The 16954-nt window shown below is 32.3% G+C and carries 15 protein-coding genes; 9 read left to right on the top strand and 6 right to left on the bottom strand.

Translation table 11 applies throughout. The annotated features are described in order from the left end of the window. On the top strand, positions 1–361 hold a 361-nt coding region (locus QZZ53_RS13545), incomplete at its 5' end, for a tyrosine-type recombinase/integrase (RefSeq protein ID WP_296385593.1). Positions 362–423: 62 nt separating this feature from the next. On the opposite strand, the gene QZZ53_RS13550 is transcribed toward QZZ53_RS13545, so the two are convergent. The 5 genes from QZZ53_RS13550 to QZZ53_RS13570 all read right to left on the bottom strand — a co-directional run bounded on the left by QZZ53_RS13550 (position 424) and on the right by QZZ53_RS13570 (position 4136). Further along, positions 424–1170 carry a YebC/PmpR family DNA-binding transcriptional regulator gene (locus QZZ53_RS13550; protein WP_296385594.1) on the bottom strand — a complete coding sequence of 249 codons (747 nt, stop codon included), beginning with the start codon at positions 1168–1170 and terminating at the stop codon, positions 424–426. 54 nt (positions 1171–1224) lie between these two features. After that, complete coding sequence (locus QZZ53_RS13555) at positions 1225–1512, bottom strand: 4a-hydroxytetrahydrobiopterin dehydratase (protein ID WP_296385596.1); 288 nt, start codon at positions 1510–1512, stop codon at positions 1225–1227. Between the two features lie 50 nt (positions 1513–1562). Continuing rightward, a complete protein-coding gene (locus QZZ53_RS13560) occupies positions 1563–2393 on the bottom strand; it encodes a sugar nucleotide-binding protein (RefSeq protein WP_296385597.1) in 831 nt (276 codons plus the stop codon). Positions 2394–2420: 27 nt separating this feature from the next. Continuing rightward, positions 2421–3503: a glycine cleavage system aminomethyltransferase GcvT gene (gene gcvT / locus QZZ53_RS13565; protein ID WP_296385599.1), complete on the bottom strand. Its 1083-nt coding sequence runs from the start codon at positions 3501–3503 to the stop codon at positions 2421–2423. Positions 3504–3650: 147 nt separating this feature from the next. Continuing rightward, positions 3651–4136, bottom strand: coding sequence for a hypothetical protein (locus QZZ53_RS13570; protein WP_296385601.1), 486 nt, complete (start codon positions 4134–4136; stop codon positions 3651–3653). A 106-nt stretch (positions 4137–4242) separates the two neighbouring features. On the opposite strand from QZZ53_RS13570, the gene QZZ53_RS13575 reads away from it, so the two are divergent. The 8 genes from QZZ53_RS13575 to QZZ53_RS13610 all read left to right on the top strand — a co-directional run bounded on the left by QZZ53_RS13575 (position 4243) and on the right by QZZ53_RS13610 (position 14287). After that, on the top strand, positions 4243–7170 hold the full coding sequence (locus QZZ53_RS13575) for an FAD-binding and (Fe-S)-binding domain-containing protein (protein ID WP_296385603.1): 2928 nt from the start codon (positions 4243–4245) through the stop codon (positions 7168–7170). A gap of 156 nt (positions 7171–7326) precedes the next feature. Next, positions 7327–8397, top strand: a complete 1071-nt coding sequence (gene aroC / locus QZZ53_RS13580) for a chorismate synthase (protein WP_296385605.1) — start codon at positions 7327–7329, stop codon at positions 8395–8397. A gap of 12 nt (positions 8398–8409) precedes the next feature. After that, the gene (locus QZZ53_RS13585; protein ID WP_296385607.1) at positions 8410–8667 is read left to right on the top strand and encodes a hypothetical protein; all 258 of its coding nucleotides are present in this window, start codon (positions 8410–8412) and stop codon (positions 8665–8667) included. A gap of 48 nt (positions 8668–8715) precedes the next feature. After that, positions 8716–10041 carry a dicarboxylate/amino acid:cation symporter gene (locus tag QZZ53_RS13590; RefSeq protein ID WP_296385609.1) on the top strand — a complete coding sequence of 442 codons (1326 nt, stop codon included), beginning with the start codon at positions 8716–8718 and terminating at the stop codon, positions 10039–10041. Between the two features lie 65 nt (positions 10042–10106). Next, positions 10107–11144 (top strand): glutathione synthase, encoded by a 1038-nt coding sequence (gshB, locus tag QZZ53_RS13595; RefSeq protein ID WP_296385611.1) that lies wholly within the window; start codon positions 10107–10109, stop codon positions 11142–11144. A 30-nt stretch (positions 11145–11174) separates the two neighbouring features. Continuing rightward, positions 11175–11990 carry a sulfurtransferase gene (locus QZZ53_RS13600; RefSeq protein ID WP_296385613.1) on the top strand — a complete coding sequence of 272 codons (816 nt, stop codon included), beginning with the start codon at positions 11175–11177 and terminating at the stop codon, positions 11988–11990. 306 nt (positions 11991–12296) lie between these two features. Next, positions 12297–13127, top strand: coding sequence for an N-formylglutamate amidohydrolase (locus QZZ53_RS13605; RefSeq protein WP_296385623.1), 831 nt, complete (start codon positions 12297–12299; stop codon positions 13125–13127). Continuing rightward, entirely contained in the window at positions 13127–14287 is a 1161-nt protein-coding gene (locus tag QZZ53_RS13610; protein ID WP_296385615.1) for a flavohemoglobin expression-modulating QEGLA motif protein, read from the top strand. The genes QZZ53_RS13605 and QZZ53_RS13610 overlap by 1 nt, the downstream gene beginning before the upstream one ends. Positions 14288–14558: 271 nt before the next feature. Here QZZ53_RS13610 and QZZ53_RS13615 read toward each other — a convergent pair whose 3' ends face one another. Further along, positions 14559–16700, bottom strand: coding sequence for a mucoidy inhibitor MuiA family protein (locus QZZ53_RS13615; RefSeq protein ID WP_296385617.1), 2142 nt, complete (start codon positions 16698–16700; stop codon positions 14559–14561). Positions 16701–16954: the final 254 nt, after the last annotated feature.

The following is a 16954-nucleotide window of genomic DNA, read 5'->3' on the forward strand; positions in this document are numbered from 1 at the left end:
CGCTAAAGGAAAAAAAGACAGAATAGTAATGTTGCCAAAAAATCTATTAAAAATTTTAAGGCTCTATTTTAAAGAATATAAACCAGATATCTATTTATTTGAAGGCAGACAAAAGAATCAATATAGTCCAAATAGTGTAAGGAGTGTTCTCAAAAAAGCTATGCGATTAGCCAATATATCTAAACAAGCTTCAGTTCATTCTTTAAGACATAGTTTTGCTACACATTTGCTAGAAAATGGAACAGATATTAGAATTATTCAAAAATTACTAGGACACAAAAATATTAGAACAACTTTGCAATATACACATGTGGCAGAATCTACAATTAAAAATGTAAAAAGTCCACTAGATACACTTTAGTCTTCTTAAAAGAAAAAGAGGGCAGAAGCCCTCTCATAATTATTATAAATAAAATCTAAAACCTATTCTGCAGTTTCTTCCATAGTATGATATATATTCTGCACATCATCATCTTCTTCGAGCTTTTCTAATAGTTTCTCAACATCTTCTGCTTGCTCAGCTGTTATAGCTTTAGTTACTTGCGGAATACGTTCAAAACCAGAAGAAATGATTTCTATTTTGTGTTCTTCTAAATACGACTGAATGTTTCCAAAACTCTCAAATGGAGCATAAATCATTACACTAGTTTCTTCCTCTCCGTCCTCATTTTCATCAGTGTCCTCAAATATTTCTTCAACACCAAAATCAATAAGCTCTAGTTCTAATTCTTCCATATCCAACTCATCTCCCTTAATCTTAAAATTACAGGTATGATCGAACATAAAGACTACAGAACCAGATGTGCCTAAGCTACCATCAGTTTTATTAAAATAAGAACGGACGTTAGCTACAGTCCTAGTATTATTATCTGTTGCGGTTTCTACAAGTACTGCTATGCCATGTTGTGCATAACCTTCAAATAGGACTTCTTTGTAATCACCTTGTCCTTTTTCACTTGCTTTCTTTATAGCACGTTCTACATTTGCCTTTGGCATATTTACAGCCTTAGCGTTTTGAATAACGGCTCTAAGACGTGAATTACTATCTGGATCTGGTCCACCATCCTTAACAGCCATAACAATATCTTTACCTATACGTGTAAAGGCTTTGCTCATTGCTGACCAACGCTTCATTTTCCTTGCTTTTCTAAATTCGAAAGCTCTTCCCATAGTTGTGAAATTTTAGTTTGGTAAATTTAAATAAATAAGTGTTTTTGCAAAAGTTTATTCTTCAACTTCTACGATAGCTTCAATGGCTTCCGCTAATTTAAAATCTTTATTGGTTACACCATCTGCATCATGCGTAGATAATGAGATTTTTAAAACATTATACACATTGCTCCAATTTGGATGATGGTTCTGAGCTTCACACTCAAAAGCAATTCTACTCATAGCGCTAAAACAATCTTTAAAATTATCGAATTCAAATTCTGCATGGATTGCATTTTCGTAATAATCCCAATCTGGATAACGGATTAATTTCTTTTCTATAGTAGACTCATCTAATTTCATATTTGAATTGTTTAGCCGAAATTTAAGAAATTATAAAGTAGGTTACAAGCTTATTTCTGAAGTTCTTCTAAAACTTTCTGGCTTGTAATTTGAAGGTGTTTAGGTAATTTATTAAACTTTGGCAAGACTGCTAAATAACGATCTTCGTTAGTGGTATAAACATGCTTTAATAAGATCTTTTTTTCGGTAATAAATGCGATGACGTCTTTTATAAACTCATCGTGATGTACCAAATCCATACTTCCCAAATGAAAGATGCCATGCTTGTTTCGGTTAATAATATAATGAATTTGTTGTGTCACTTTTTTATCTAGGGTAACATTCATTATTAAATTTGGGAATACTTCTACAGCTTTTTTATCTATAATGTTCTGCTTAATGTCTAGAATTCTTGGACAATTAACACCAAAAACCATAGGTAATCTTATAACTGCAACTTGCTTTTTCGGTAATCTCAAAAGCATGTTTTCAATTTTTATTTTAAAATGACCATAAATACTATGACTCAATGTTTTGTCATGCTCGTAACTTGGATATTTACTATAAGCATCGAAAGCGTTAGCTGATGATAGAAAAATAATTTTACAACCTGTAGCAATCACATATTCAGAGATATGCTGATGCGCTATAATTTGTGCATTAAAATCACCACGTAAAGTAGAAATAATAATAGAAGGCTTGCAAAGATTAAGAATTTCGTAAACGTCATCTTCTTCAACATTATATTGAAAAAACTGCTTGTTGCTTTCAAATTCTTTTTTTGGAGTGCGATAGGTTCCGTAGGTTCTAAAATAAGGACCTAACTCCTTATAAATAGTATTACCAATATAGCCACTAGCTCCAAGTATAAGTATACGATGTTTGTTTAAACCTTTCTTCATAGAATCTCTCAACACCAAATAAACAAACTATCCTTTATAGAATGGCAATTTTATTACAGTAGCAGGAATCGCTTTTTTACGTACCTGAATATGTATTTTACTATCTATTTTAGAAAATACTTTTGGTACATAGCCTAAGCCAATACCAATGCCTAAACTAGGACTCATAGTGCCAGAGGTTACATTACCAATCGTTTTTCCGCTACCATCAACAATATCATAACCTTGGCGAGGAATACCACGATCATCTAATTTAAAAGCAACCAACTTACGTTCTGGTGTATGTTCTTTTTCTGCTTTTAGAGCTTCGCTATTTGTAAAGTTTGTATTGAATTTACAGACCCAACCTAAACCAGCTTCAATTGGAGAAGTGTTGTCATCTATATCATTACCATATAAGCAATAACCCATTTCTAAACGTAAGGTGTCTCTAGCTGCTAAACCAATTGGTTTAATTCCGAAATCAGCACCAGCTTCTAAAACTTTATCCCAAACTTGTTTTACCTCAGTATTCTTACAGTAGATTTCAAATCCACCACTGCCAGTATAACCAGTTGCAGAAATAATAACATGCTCAATACCTGCAAAATCACCTACTACGAAATTGTAGAATTTAATTTCAGATAAATCATAACTCGATAAGGATTGCATAGCTTCGACTGCTTTTGGACCTTGTATGGCTAGTAGCGAATAGTTTTCACTTAAATCACGCATTGTAGCTCCAACATCATTTTTTGATGAAATCCAATTCCAATCTTTTTCAATATTACTAGCATTTACAACTAGTAAATATGTTTCTTCTTCGACCTGATATATAATTAAATCATCAACAACACCTCCATCATCATTAGGTAAGCAACTGTATTGTGCTTTTCCAACCTCTAATTTAGACACATCGTTACTCGATACTTTCTGTATTAAATCTAAAGCATTTGGACCTTCAATTAAAAATTCACCCATATGAGAAACATCAAAAACACCAACAGCATTTCTAACAGTTTCGTGTTCTATATTAATACCTTCGTATTGTACAGGCATATTATAACCAGCAAATGGAACCATTTTTGCACCAAGAGCTTCGTGTGTAGAGGATAATGCAGTATCTTTCATATGTATTACCTGCGAAAGCAGGTATCTTATTTAATTAAACTTCATTTTAGAGATGTAAAATTAAGCAATTTTTGTGGCTTACACTTTAATATAAAAGTATAAAAAAACCACCTTGTTTAAGGTGGTCTTATAATTTACATTCTAAGTTTAGAACTGATACCTAATACCTAATGCGATATCAAAATCTAAATCATCATTAAAATCACCAAAACCAATTTCTGGTCTAAAGTCTAATGATAACAAGAGAGGAATATCAAAACTATATTCTATACCAACATCACCTGCTACAAAAGCAAAAGTTTCACTGTCATCAAAACCATTAGGCACATTATCAAAGCTATAAGAGCCAAATCCACCACCTGCGCCAGCATACCAGTTAAAATCACCATCTAATTCCCATACCCATTGGTACAATCCTGTTAATTTAAAGCCATCATAACTTTTTCCACTTCTCCAACCTAAATCTACTTCTAGTCGATTATTGTCACCTAATGCACGTTGGTAAGATACTTCTGCACCAAAACCATCACTATCACCTAATCTAAGGCCAATAGCATTATCAGCTATTTCTTGCGCATTTACACATGCTAATCCGATAAAAACAGCGAATGTTGTTAAAATTAATTTTTTCATTGTATTACGTTTTTTTATTGATTTCTATAATCTTTACAAAAATAACGCCAAAAGCATTTTTATATTAGAATTCTTTATAGTTTTATAAATATATTTTAACAATTTAATGAGTCATAAAAAAGTATTAGAACAATTAAAAGGCAAACTCCAAGGAGAATTGTATTATGATGATTTAATGCGAAAACTCTATGCTACAGATGCCTCTGTTTATAGAAAATTACCGCTTGCTGTTGCATTACCAAAAAGCAAAGAAGACATAAAGCTATTGATTCATTTTGCAAAAACTAATAACACATCACTAATTCCAAGAACAGCAGGTACATCTTTGGCAGGACAATGTGTCGGAAATGGTATTGTGGTGGATGTATCTAAATATTTTACACGCATATTAGATGTTAATAAAACTAATAAAACAGTGACTGTACAACCTGGTGTGGTTAGAGATGAATTAAATAATTATCTAAAGCCATTTGGTTTATTTTTTGGACCAAACACATCAACTTCTAATCGCTGTATGATTGGTGGTATGGTTGGTAATAATTCTTCTGGCACCACATCAATTCAATATGGAGTCACACGAGATAAGGTTTTAAATTTAAAAACATTGCTCAGCGATGCTAGTGAAGCTGAATTTTCTAAGATGTCAATTGAAGAATTTCAGAAAAAGCAGAAATTAGAGACCCTTGAAGGTAAAATCTATAAAACGATTTATAGTGAATTGAATTCAGGTATTGTTCAGAAACAGATAAAAGATAACTTTCCAAAACCCGAAATACACCGTAGAAATACTGGTTATGCTATTGATGAGCTGATTAAATCTGAAATATTTTCAGATTCAAATTTAGAATTTAATATGTGTCAACTTTTAGTAGGAAGTGAAGGTACATTAGCATTTACGACAGAAATCACACTTCAGTTAGATGAATTACCACCTTCTGAAAGTGCTATGGTTGCACTTCATTTTGAAAGTATTGCGAAATGCATGAAAGCTGTTAAGCCTCTAATGCTGCACAATTTGCATACTTGCGAAATGATGGACGATTCTATTTTGAATCTTACTAAGCACAATAAAACACAACAGGCTAACAGAAAATTTATAGAAGGGAATCCTGTTGCTATTTTAATGTGCGAGTTAAAGGCCGAAACTTCTCAAAATCTTAAAAATGAAATAGAGGACTTTTTAAAAACTGTAAACAGCTTAAACTTGAGCTATGCAGCTCCAGTTTTAAAAGGTGACGATATCAATAAGGCTCTAGAGCTAAGAAAAGCAGGTTTAGGCTTATTAGGTAATATTATTGGAGATAAAAAAGCCGTTGCATGTATTGAAGATACAGCAGTAGCTCTTGAGGATTTAGATAACTATATTTCAGAGTTTACAGCTTTAATGAAGTCTTATGACCAGAATGCGGTTTACTATGCACATGCTGGAGCTGGTGAATTGCATTTAAGGCCAATATTAGATTTAAAGAAATCTGAAGATGTTAAGCTATTTAGAGCTATTACTAATGATGTGGCTAATCTTGTTATAAAATATAAAGGTTCAATGTCTGGAGAGCATGGTGATGGCATCGTCAGAGCAGAGTTTATTCCAATAATGATTGGTGATGCTAATTATCAGATTCTAAAAAGAATTAAATTAGCTTTTGATTCAGATAACATTTTCAATCCTGGGAAAGTAGTAGATGCTTTTCCGATGGATAAAAGTTTGCGTTATGAGATTGATAGAAAAGAACCGGAAATAGAAACCATTTTAGATTTTTCGAGTTCAAAAGGTATTCTTCGAGAAGCAGAAAAGTGTAATGGTTCTGGTGATTGTAGGAAGTTACCAGAGTTTGGTGGCACAATGTGTCCGAGTTATAGAGCTACACGAAATGAAAAGGATTCTACAAGAGCAAGAGCAAATGCGTTACGAGATTATTTAACGAATTCAGATAAAGCAAATAAATTTAACCACGAGGAGCTTAAAGAGGTGTTCGATTTGTGTTTAAGCTGTAAAGCTTGTGCAAGCGAATGTCCAAGTAGTGTCGATGTGGCGAGTTTAAAAGCAGAATTTCAATACCAGTATCAAAAGTCCAATGGATTTAAGTTTAAGGATAAGTTCTTTGCTAATTCTACGAAATATAATAAAATGGCTTCGAGAGCTCCTAGTTTTTATAATGGCTTGTTTCAAACCAAATTTGTATCAGGCTACATGAAGTTGATTTTAGGAGTTCATCCCAAACGTAGTTTTCCTAAAATAACGAAATCATTTTCTAGTATCCATAATCAGAATGAATTCTTGGATGATAGTTTGCCATTTGACAAACCTATAAAAACGGTATTTCTATATGTCGATGAGTTTACAAATTACTTAGAATCACCTATTGCAGAAGACTCTAAACTATTACTTGAGTATTTAGGCTACAATGTTTTTCCAATAAGCCATTTAGAAAGTGGAAGATCATTTTTATCTAAAGGGTTTTTAGAAGAAGCTAAAGCAATTGCAAATACTAATATTAACTTCTTTAAAGATGTAATAAACAGTGATTTTTATTTAGTTGGTATTGAGCCTTCTGCTATTTTAACTTTTAAGGACGAATACCTGAAATTGGCTGATGATAAAGAGACAGCTAAATTTATCGCAAAGCACACCTTTTTAATAGAAGAATTCATTCAACAAGAAATTGAATTAGAAAATATCAAACCAGATCAGTTTACACAAGAAGCAAAGTCTATAAAATATCATGGACATTGCCATCAAAAAGCATTAGCCAATCAGAAGTCTAGTTTTGATATATTGAATCTTCCTGCTAATTATAAAGTTACCATCATTCCTAGTGGTTGCTGTGGTATGGCTGGAAGTTTTGGTTACGAAAAAGAACATTACGATGTTAGTATGCAAATTGGTGAACAAACATTATTTCCTGCGGTTAGAAAGGCTTCAAAGGATACCATTATTGCTGCAAATGGAACAAGTTGTAGGCATCAAATTAAAGATGGTACTGGCAGATTAGCTAAACATCCTATAACCATTCTTAAAGAAGCTTTGCTATAGTTAATCTTACTAAAACACAAACTATATTTGTCATTGTGAGAATGCAGAATTGCCTGTACTGAGCGTAGTCGAAGTATGGCAATCTCATTAAACTAATCGTATTTCAATTTTTGTTTCTATTATATTCCGTTTATTTTAGCGTAAAATTTTATTTTAATGGCAGGAAATTCCTTCGGAAAGTTATTTAAACTCACCACATTTGGTGAGTCTCATGGTGTTGCAATTGGTGGAGTTATAGATGGATGTCCTTCGGGATTAAAACTCGATTTTGAAGCCATTCAAAATGAACTAGATCGCAGAAAACCTGGACAATCTAAAATCGTTACACAGCGTAAGGAGCCAGACAGAGTAGAATTCTATTCAGGTATTTTTGAAGGTGTTACTACAGGTACTCCTATTGGATTCGCTATTCATAATACCAATCAAAAATCTAAAGATTATTCACATATAAAAGACGTGTATCGTCCAAGTCATGCAGATTATACCTACGATAAGAAGTATGGTGTAAGAGATTATAGAGGAGGTGGACGTAGTTCTGCTAGAGAAACAGCATCTCGTGTGGTTGCTGGTGCGATAGCAAAACAAATGCTTGCATCAATTAAAATAAATGCGTTTACATCTTCAGTAGGTGATATTTTTATTGACAAACCTTATCAAGATTTAGACTTTTCAAAAATCGAATCTAATGCAATTCGTTGTCCAGATGAAGCTATAGCTGAAAAGATGATAGCTAAAGTGCAAGAAATTAAAAAAGAAGGTGATACCATTGGAGGAACAATTACATGTGTATTACAAAATGTACCTGTTGGATTAGGAGAACCTGTTTTTGATAAATTACACGCAGAACTTGGAAAAGCAATGCTTTCTATTAATGCAGTAAAAGGCTTTGAGTATGGAAGTGGATTCTGTGGATCTAAGATGAAAGGTAGTGAACATAATGACTTATTTAATGAAGACGGAAGCACAAAAACCAATTTATCTGGTGGAGTACAAGGAGGTATAAGTAATGGGATGGATATTTACTTTAGAGTGGCTTTTAAGCCTGTGGCAACTGTTATACAAAAACAAGATGCTTTAGATAGTTCTGGTAATATTGTAGAAATGCAAGGTAAAGGAAGACATGATCCTTGTGTAGTTCCTAGAGCTGTGCCTATTGTTGAAGCAATGACTGCCTTGGTTTTGGCTGATTACACACTTCTGCGTAGACAGGAGTCTCGTGATTGGTAATATCAAATAGTATTGAATTTAGAAGAAGAAAATAGGGAAAAGCGTAAGAATGCTTCATTAACAGTAGAGGAGTGGTTAACTTTTTTCTTTTTTCCATTAAAAGATAAAACTACATTGTTTTCAAAAGAATCTTTTAATGAGATTGAAGAGAAGAGATTTAAGAAATATGGTTTTGAAAAGAAAATGAAACAAGCCAAAGAAGCCAAATTTTTTGGTGTTTTGTTTTATATCAACCTTATACTAATAATTATAGTAGTATTCAATAGATAAACACTAACAATTAATTATGAGATTCTTGCTTTTGCAAGAATGTAGCTTATGAAAAAACTAGCATTGCATTGGAAGATTTTAATAGGAATGGTACTAGGTTTAGTATTCGGGTTTGTAATGTTGCAAATCGATGGTGGCAAAGGATTTGTTTCTGATTGGATTAAACCTTTAGGAAGTATCTTTGTGAAACTTTTAAAGTTAATTGCAATTCCTTTAATACTAGCCTCACTAATAAAAGGAATATCTGATCTTAAAGACATTTCAAAGTTTAAAAATATTGGCTTAAAAACTATTGGAATTTATATAGTTACTACAGTTATAGCTATTTCAATTGGTTTGGCTTTGGTAAATATTTTTAAACCAGGTGATGGTGTGTCAGAGGAGACAATTACTAAACTTACAGAGACGTATTCAGAAAACAGTAGTGTAAAAGCTAAAATAGCTGAAGCTTCTAAACAAATGGACTCAGGTCCTTTGCAGTTCTTAGAAGATATGGTCCCAGATAATGCGGTTTATGCATTAAGTAATAATAAGCTTATGCTTCAAGTTATTTTCTTTGCAATATTCTTAGGTATTTCCTTACTTCTTATTGGAGAAAAGAAAGCTGCACCTTTAAAAGATTTTTTCGATTCTCTAAATGATGTCGTCTTAAAAATGGTAGACCTCATAATGCTATCAGCACCTTATGCAGTTTTTGCTTTATTAGCTAATGTTGTAGTGTCTTCGGATGATCCAGATATTCTTTACGCCTTATTAAAATATGCAGGAGTGGTTGTATTTGGCTTAGTTTTAATGATTGTTTTTTATTGTATTCTTGTCGGTACGATTACTAAGAAAAACCCATTTTGGTTTTTAAAAGAAATTAGTCCAGCACAATTGTTAGCATTTTCTACAAGTAGTAGTGCAGCAACGTTACCAGTAACTATGGAGCGTGTTGAAGAGCATATTGGAGTAGATAAAGAAGTATCGAGTTTTGTGTTGCCAGTTGGTGCTACAATAAATATGGATGGTACGAGTCTATATCAAGCTGTTGCAGCTGTTTTTATATTTCAAGCATTAGGTTTGGATTTAACTTTTGCAGATCAAATTACCATTGTTCTTACGGCATTATTAGCCTCAATTGGGAGTGCTGCAGTTCCTGGAGCTGGTATGGTAATGCTTGTTATTGTACTAGAATCTGTTGGACTTCCTCCAGAATTATTGCCAATAGGCTTGGCCTTAATTTTTGCAGTAGATCGTCCATTAGATATGTGCAGAACTGTTGTTAATGTAACAGGAGATGCAACAGTATCAATGATAGTTGCTAAATCTGTTGGTAAACTTGGTAAGCCAAAAGTGAAGAATTGGGATGATAATTATGACGAAGTAAAATAATTTTTGAGACTCATTAAAAGTTCCTAACTTTAAGCAATACATAAAACCAACCAAAACATATCCAAATGAACATTTGTTTTATAATGTACCCATGGGAAGAGATTGACCCTGAAAATGATACAAGTTTAGCTTTAATTAAAGAATGTGTAAAGCGTGGTCATGGTCTTGCCATGTGTACTCCAGCCAATCTTACAATTAGAGATAGTGTTACTAATGCATTTTGCAATGTAATTAAGAGAATGGATAAAGTACCTTCCACCTTAAAGTCATTCTATAATAAAGCCGAGTTAAGAGAAGAAATGTTGCCACTAGCTGGCTTTGATGCTATTTTCTTTAGAGCAAATCCGCCTTTAGATCCAATTATGTTGAATTTCTTAGACTCAGTAAAAGATGATGTCTTTATAGTAAATTCATTAGAAGGTATGCGAGAGGCAAACAACAAGCTTTATACAGCTGCTTTTGGTGATGCACACAGTAATATTATTCCTAATACACATGTATCTAAAAACAAGAAATATTTAGTGCAACAGATTAAAGAATCTAAAGCAGATAAAATGATACTTAAACCATTGAATGGTTTTGGAGGTTCTGGAGTTATTCTGATTGAGAAATCTGCAATGAGTAATATCAATTCACTTTTAGATTTTTATATCAGCGCTGGAGATGGCGACTCTAATTATGTGATTCTTCAGGATTATATTGAAGGTGCAGATCAAGGTGATGTTAGAATCTTATTATTAAACGGTGAACCTGTAGGCGCAATGAAGCGCATTCCTGGTTCAGATGATCATCGCTCTAATGTCTCAGCAGGTGGTAGCATTGCAAAACACGCTTTAACTAAAGTTGAAAAAGCCTTATGCAAACAGATAGGACCAAAATTAGTAAAGGACGGTCTTTATTTTGTGGGCATTGATGTTATTGGAGGGAAACTAGTAGAAGTAAATGTGATGTCTCCAGGTGGTATTACTTACATCAATAAAGTCTATAAGAATAAGACTAAAGTAGAAGAGAAGGTTATTGACTTTTTAGAAAGTAAAGTCATAGATAAGCTTCAAGCTTTTGATAGACGTACAAGATTGCGTAAAACGGTTGATGAAGCTTGATTAGGTAGTCTAAATAGTATTATATATTGAATGAAAACAGTTGATGTTAATTCTTCTTTAGTTTCAGTTGAATGGCTGAAGGTTAATAATGATGTAACTAATTTAGTTGTTTTGGATGCTACGATTAATAAAGTTATAGATAAGTCTTCCGAAAAAATTCCTAACGCTCGCTTTTTCGATATTAAGAAAAAGTTTAGTGATACTAGCTCACCCTTTCCAAGTACTTTGCCAAGTGCAAATCAGTTTCAAAGAGAAGCAAGGAAATTAGGTGTCAATCAAGATTCTATAATCATTGTTTATGATGATAAAGGTATTTATTCTAGCGCTAGAGTATGGTGGCTATTTAAGGTATTTGGGTTTAAAAATGTAGCTGTTTTAAATGGAGGATTACCTGAATGGAAACTTAAGGGGTTTAAGCTTGAAACTTATTCTGACGATATTTATTTTCGAGGTGATTTTGAAGCGAATTTCAATTCAGAATTAATGACAAATTTTGAAGGTGTAAATGAGTTTTCCCAAGATTCTGATAAATTAATTATAGATGCTCGCTCAGAAGCACGTTTTAAATGTTTAATTGATGAACCTAGAGTAGGACTGAGACGAGGAACAATACCTAATTCTAAAAATTTGCCTTATACTAATTTATTCGATGGTAATATATTGAAACCTATTACAGAATTATCAGTAATCTTTAATAACTTAGTCGAAGATAAATCACAATTTGTGTTTAGTTGTGGCTCTGGTATTACAGCTTGTATATTGGCGTTAGCAGCAACACTTTGTAATTATAGCCATCTTATTGTCTATGATGGATCATGGACTGAATATGGAACTCTAACAAAATAATAACTGATGAAAACAATTCACTGGACAAGAGACGAACTTGTTGCTTACATTTTATTATTTGCAGCACATTCAGATTTTAAGGAAGATAATCATGAGCGTAATGTGATTATTTCTAAGGTAGATATGCAAACCTTTCAAGAAATACATGATGAATTTGATAATGACAATGATTATCAGGGCATTCAAAAAATAATGGCAAGTTTGGCTCAGCATAATTACGATAAAGATGATATCGATATCTTACTTACAGATATTAAAGTACTCTTTTTCTCTGAGATTTTTAGAAAAACTATTGAGACAATAGGAATGGAAAAACTTTCAATCTATTCTATTATTTCAAAAATTGAAAGAGAAGAAATCTTTCATGCAGTTTCAGAGGACTATTCATTCACGCTAAAAGTAGACGAATACGTTCCTTATGCATGCGCTGCAGTACACGATGGTCATCAGTTTAGAAAAGAACTATGGAATAATTGTCTTCATACAGAATACGAAAGATGGTATGAGGAAGATCCAGAAACTAAAAATATGGTAATTTCACATCCTATTCTTATAGCTGGTTGTGATTCGCGTTTTGAATACGACTTAAACCGTGTCCCAGAAGAAGCTGTTTTTGAAACAGCATGGGGAAAACAACTCTGGAAGCAATCTTTACCAGAATCAGAAAAAATAAAAAGCCTGCAAAAACATGCTAATTTCTATAAAGTTGTTAATGCTCTAATCTCTAAACTCGAAGAGAAGTTTGGTGTATGTATTGTTTATGATATGCATAGTTATAATTGGCAACGCTGGGAAAGGGAAGTTCCTACCTGGAATTTAGGGACCTCAAATATAGATAACGAGCGTTTTGGAGAACAGGTTGAATCTTGGAGACAAGTATTAGCATCTATAGAACTACCGAATAATATAAAGCAAACAGCAAAAGTCAACGATACCTTTCAAGGTAATGGCTATTTCTTAAAATATATTACCAGTATCTTTAATAATACATTAGTTTTGGCAACTGAAATTGCAAAAGTGTATTGCGATGAACATAAGCAGATTATTTACCCTGAAGTTGTTACTGCTGTAGAAAGTCAATTACAAGTACTTTTGCCTAAGCACGCTAAAGAATTTTATAATAGGTTTAAAAACTAATGTCCCAAACAAAAATAACAGAAGAATTTCAAGATTTATTTGATATTGATAGTAATCTTAATCGATTAGTTAGAAATATTGAATTACTCAATTATATCAATCCATTAAACATAGCTTCAGAAAAGAAGAAGTTTTATTCTTCTAAATTTAATTATGAGCCTCAGTTTAAGTATCCAAAGATGAAATTTAATGGCTACAAATTACATCGCTTGTTTTTCTCACAACGTTTAGAACGTATTGAAAATGATGATATTAGGCAACTATATGAAGATATTATATATGAGTATTCTGGCTTAATTGAATGTATAGAAACTATTGGAAAAGGTAGAAAGTTCTACTTTAATAGCTTAAAAAACTTTGGAACACCAACTGAAAAGGATATAGAAAATGCGAAGTTTATTCTTCGTTTTGATGATTCTGAATTTGATGAGGAAATGCTGCCAATGTATAATGCAGCAGAAGCTAAAGACTATTTTGACGATTTCTCTAAACGATACGATTTTAAATACAATATAAAGGTTTCTAATAATCTTTCTGCAGCTGCAATGGTATTGAACAATACTCAGACGCTTGTGCTGAGAAAGAGTCAGAAATATAGTAAGAATCAACTTAAAGTATTAACCAACCATGAGATTGGTGTACATATGGTGACAACTTTTAATGGTTTAGATCAGCCATTAAAAGTATTTTCTAATGGATTTCCTAATAATGTAGAAACTCAAGAAGGCCTTGCTGTATATTCTGAGTTTATGAGTGGTTGTCTTACAATAGAGCGATTAAAAGAACTAGCCTTTAGAGTGATTGCAGTCGATAGTTTAAACAAAGGATATAGTTTTACAGATACCTTTCATTTATTACATAGTCAGCATAAATTAAATAGAGAAAAGGCTTTCGGAATCACTTTGCGCGTGCATAGAGGTGGCGGATTTACTAAAGATCACTTGTACTTAAGAGGATTAAGCAAAATCTATAAATATGCTCAACAAGGAAAAGATTTAGGTGTTTTATTAACTGGGAAAGTGACTCTAGATTATATTCCTACCATTAAAAAGCTACAAGACATAGGGTTAGCTGTTCAGCCAAAGTATTATACAGATGCTTATGTTGAAAACAATAATGTTAATCCTAATTTAGATTTTATTTTAAGGAGTTTAAAATAAACCTCAAAGCTAAATGTTTCTGTCTATCATTTTCTGACACTATATAGAGGTTAGACAAATCTCTTTATAGAATTTAACTCGTTCCAAACTAACTGAAGTAAGGGTTAAACTAACATCATCTTGCTTTGAGGTTTAAGGTTACTAAACTTAAGCTTATAAACCATTAACTAAAAAAATAAGCTCATATCTAAGATACCTTCAATAGGAAAACTAAAAAACCAATACTGAGTGTATTGGCTTTTTCGATAAGTAAACGATATGCTTTAATGAGTTAAAGATTAACGCGTTTCCCTTTTGGGTATTTTACAGCATACGAATGTTTCACCTTATCTGTTTTTCCTGAAGCTAAATTGATGATCCATTTTAATAAACCTTTATCTTCATCATAGGTAGAACTGCCAGTTTTAACATCATCGAGCTTAATCGCTTTATTTTGAGTAATTGGAATTCTATCTAATAACGTTAATTGAATGTTAGATTGTTTGTTGTTTTTTATTTCAATTTCAAAACCTTTATAAACCACTTTGTTATTGCCAATAAACGTTGTCTTTTTAAAATTGTTAAGTTGAGTACGTTTTACAATAATATTTGGGTCTACACCAAGAGAAATGGTTAAACTATCTGTTGTAGCACTTGGGTTTATATTAGTTTTACCAGAATAACTTCCTTCAAAATAGACATTAGCTTCTGCAGGTAATAAGTTGTATTGCTCCCAATTGCCAATTTTTGCAGTTAAGAATACATTCTCATTAAGAACTGGTGCAGCAAAATAGTCGTAAGTAGCAGGTACATTAAATTTATCAATTTCTATAACCGTTACATCACCATCTGAAGGTATTGTATATTTTTTATCGATTTCGAAACGTGTGTTTGTAATGCCAGTTTCTACCACAATACCTAATTCATTTATTCTTCGCTTTGCTTCTGGTTTTGATGTTATGATAATTACTCCATTTGACCCACAGCTTCCATATAATGAGGTTTGATTAGCATCAGTTAGTACTTGTATGCTTTTAATATCTTCTGACTTCATATTAGCAACATCTCTTATACTCATATATACACCATCCACAATGTAAAGAGGACTTAGTAAACCACCAGTTGGATTAAAAGACCCTCTAACTCTAACATTTGCTATTGTACCTAGAGTTCGATTAGCAGCAACAACATTTACACCAGATAGATTACCTTGTAAGGCTCTATCAAGACTTGCTGAATTGGTATAATCTTTTTTCGTTGAACCATAACCTACAATGGCAACCTCGTTTAATGCAACATCATCATCTAATGTGACATTTATAATACTAGAATGAATTGGTAATTCTTCTGTTTTCATACCAGCATAAGAATATTGCAATGTGTTTCCGTTTGTTGTTTTTAGTGAATAACGACCGTTAAAATCTGTCTGAGCTCCATTTGTTGTTCCTTTTTCAATAACATTCGCACCTGGTAAGGGTAATCCATCTTGAGACGAGGTAACAACACCATTAACAGTTTTGACTAAAGGATTGTATTTATAATTATAACTTTTTGTGGCACGTTGCGATTTGTAATTGCTAGATGCATTTATAAAGTTTAAATACTTAGGATTCACAATTGGTTTTTCATTGTTAGTATTTGGGTCGCTTGTAGAAAGCACCAAATTAACATCTGTCCAATCGCAACCAGAACTTTGAAACACATGTGCTTTGTATTCCAGATTTATTGGACTATTGATTTTATCTGCTTTTAAATCGTAAATAGGAAACCAACCTGCATTTTTAATATTGTAACTGATTTTTAAATTGAGTTGTGTTGCAACATCGCTATTCAATTTTAACTTAACTTCACCTGTTTGCACTTTTTCATCGACATTAAATTCTGTGAGTTGCTTTTTAATATCAGTTTGGTTGCTTTGAAAACCTTCTATAGTTTTATTTGATTTGTTAATGGCAATTTTTAATTCTGTAATTCGTGTTCTGTAATAGGTCGCAAAAGTTTTCAATTTTTCTAAGCTTACAACTTCAGTTTCGTTGCCTAAACGTTTGTTGCTCTGTATTAGACTTAGCTCTTCATTATAACCAGAGATTAAATCGTATTCATATTGAATTTTATCATCAAAAGTTTTGAGTTCACTTTGTAAAGATGTAATAGAATCACTTTGTTTTTGTTTTGACAAATAATTAATGCCATAGTTTATAGATAGAATTGAAGCTTTTTTCAATCCTGAAATTTGTATACTGCTTTCCTCAATATTGGGTGAGAGTTGATTTAATGTATATTCAGTAGTCCCAGCTTTAAGCTTAACTGATACAGTTCTATTTATTTCGGCACCATCTAAATAAACAATTACATCAGTTATTTTACTCGGTTGTTGTGCGCAAATCCATTGAAAACTTAATAAGATAAGTAAAATTTTTAGAGTGATTTTCATAATAATTTTGTGTTTGGTTCGCTCAAAACTATTAGAATACAAGGTTTTTCTGAATCTTAAATGAGTGACAGGTAGTAGAATAAGAGTGAAACGGACATCTCAATTAGTATCTAGTCATTTTCAAATGCACCTCATAGATGTTTTTTGCATGTTAATAGTTTTAAACAATTATAAGTGGTTGTATATCGAGTTTTTTCTATTGAATCTTTATATGCGACCTATATTTACAGTAACAAAATAATGTGCTATTAACC

Origin of the sequence: Winogradskyella sp. (genome assembly GCF_016744625.1) — a bacterium.
GTDB lineage: Bacteria > Bacteroidota > Bacteroidia > Flavobacteriales > Flavobacteriaceae > Winogradskyella.

Coding starts and splice junctions, on each gene's coding strand:
- QZZ53_RS13590 (WP_296385609.1), top strand. CDS start 8,716: ATGAAAAAACTAGCATTGCATTGGAAGATTTTAATAGGAATGGTACTA.
- QZZ53_RS13575 (WP_296385603.1), top strand. CDS start 4,243: ATGAGTCATAAAAAAGTATTAGAACAATTAAAAGGCAAACTCCAAGGA.
- QZZ53_RS13610 (WP_296385615.1), top strand. CDS start 13,127: ATGTCCCAAACAAAAATAACAGAAGAATTTCAAGATTTATTTGATATT.
- aroC (WP_296385605.1), top strand. CDS start 7,327: ATGGCAGGAAATTCCTTCGGAAAGTTATTTAAACTCACCACATTTGGT.
- QZZ53_RS13605 (WP_296385623.1), top strand. CDS start 12,297: ATGGAAAAACTTTCAATCTATTCTATTATTTCAAAAATTGAAAGAGAA.
- QZZ53_RS13615 (WP_296385617.1), bottom strand. CDS start 16,700: ATGAAAATCACTCTAAAAATTTTACTTATCTTATTAAGTTTTCAATGG.
- QZZ53_RS13600 (WP_296385613.1), top strand. CDS start 11,175: ATGAAAACAGTTGATGTTAATTCTTCTTTAGTTTCAGTTGAATGGCTG.
- QZZ53_RS13550 (WP_296385594.1), bottom strand. CDS start 1,170: ATGGGAAGAGCTTTCGAATTTAGAAAAGCAAGGAAAATGAAGCGTTGG.
- gcvT (WP_296385599.1), bottom strand. CDS start 3,503: ATGAAAGATACTGCATTATCCTCTACACACGAAGCTCTTGGTGCAAAA.
- QZZ53_RS13570 (WP_296385601.1), bottom strand. CDS start 4,136: ATGAAAAAATTAATTTTAACAACATTCGCTGTTTTTATCGGATTAGCA.
- QZZ53_RS13555 (WP_296385596.1), bottom strand. CDS start 1,512: ATGAAATTAGATGAGTCTACTATAGAAAAGAAATTAATCCGTTATCCA.
- gshB (WP_296385611.1), top strand. CDS start 10,107: ATGAACATTTGTTTTATAATGTACCCATGGGAAGAGATTGACCCTGAA.
- QZZ53_RS13560 (WP_296385597.1), bottom strand. CDS start 2,393: ATGAAGAAAGGTTTAAACAAACATCGTATACTTATACTTGGAGCTAGT.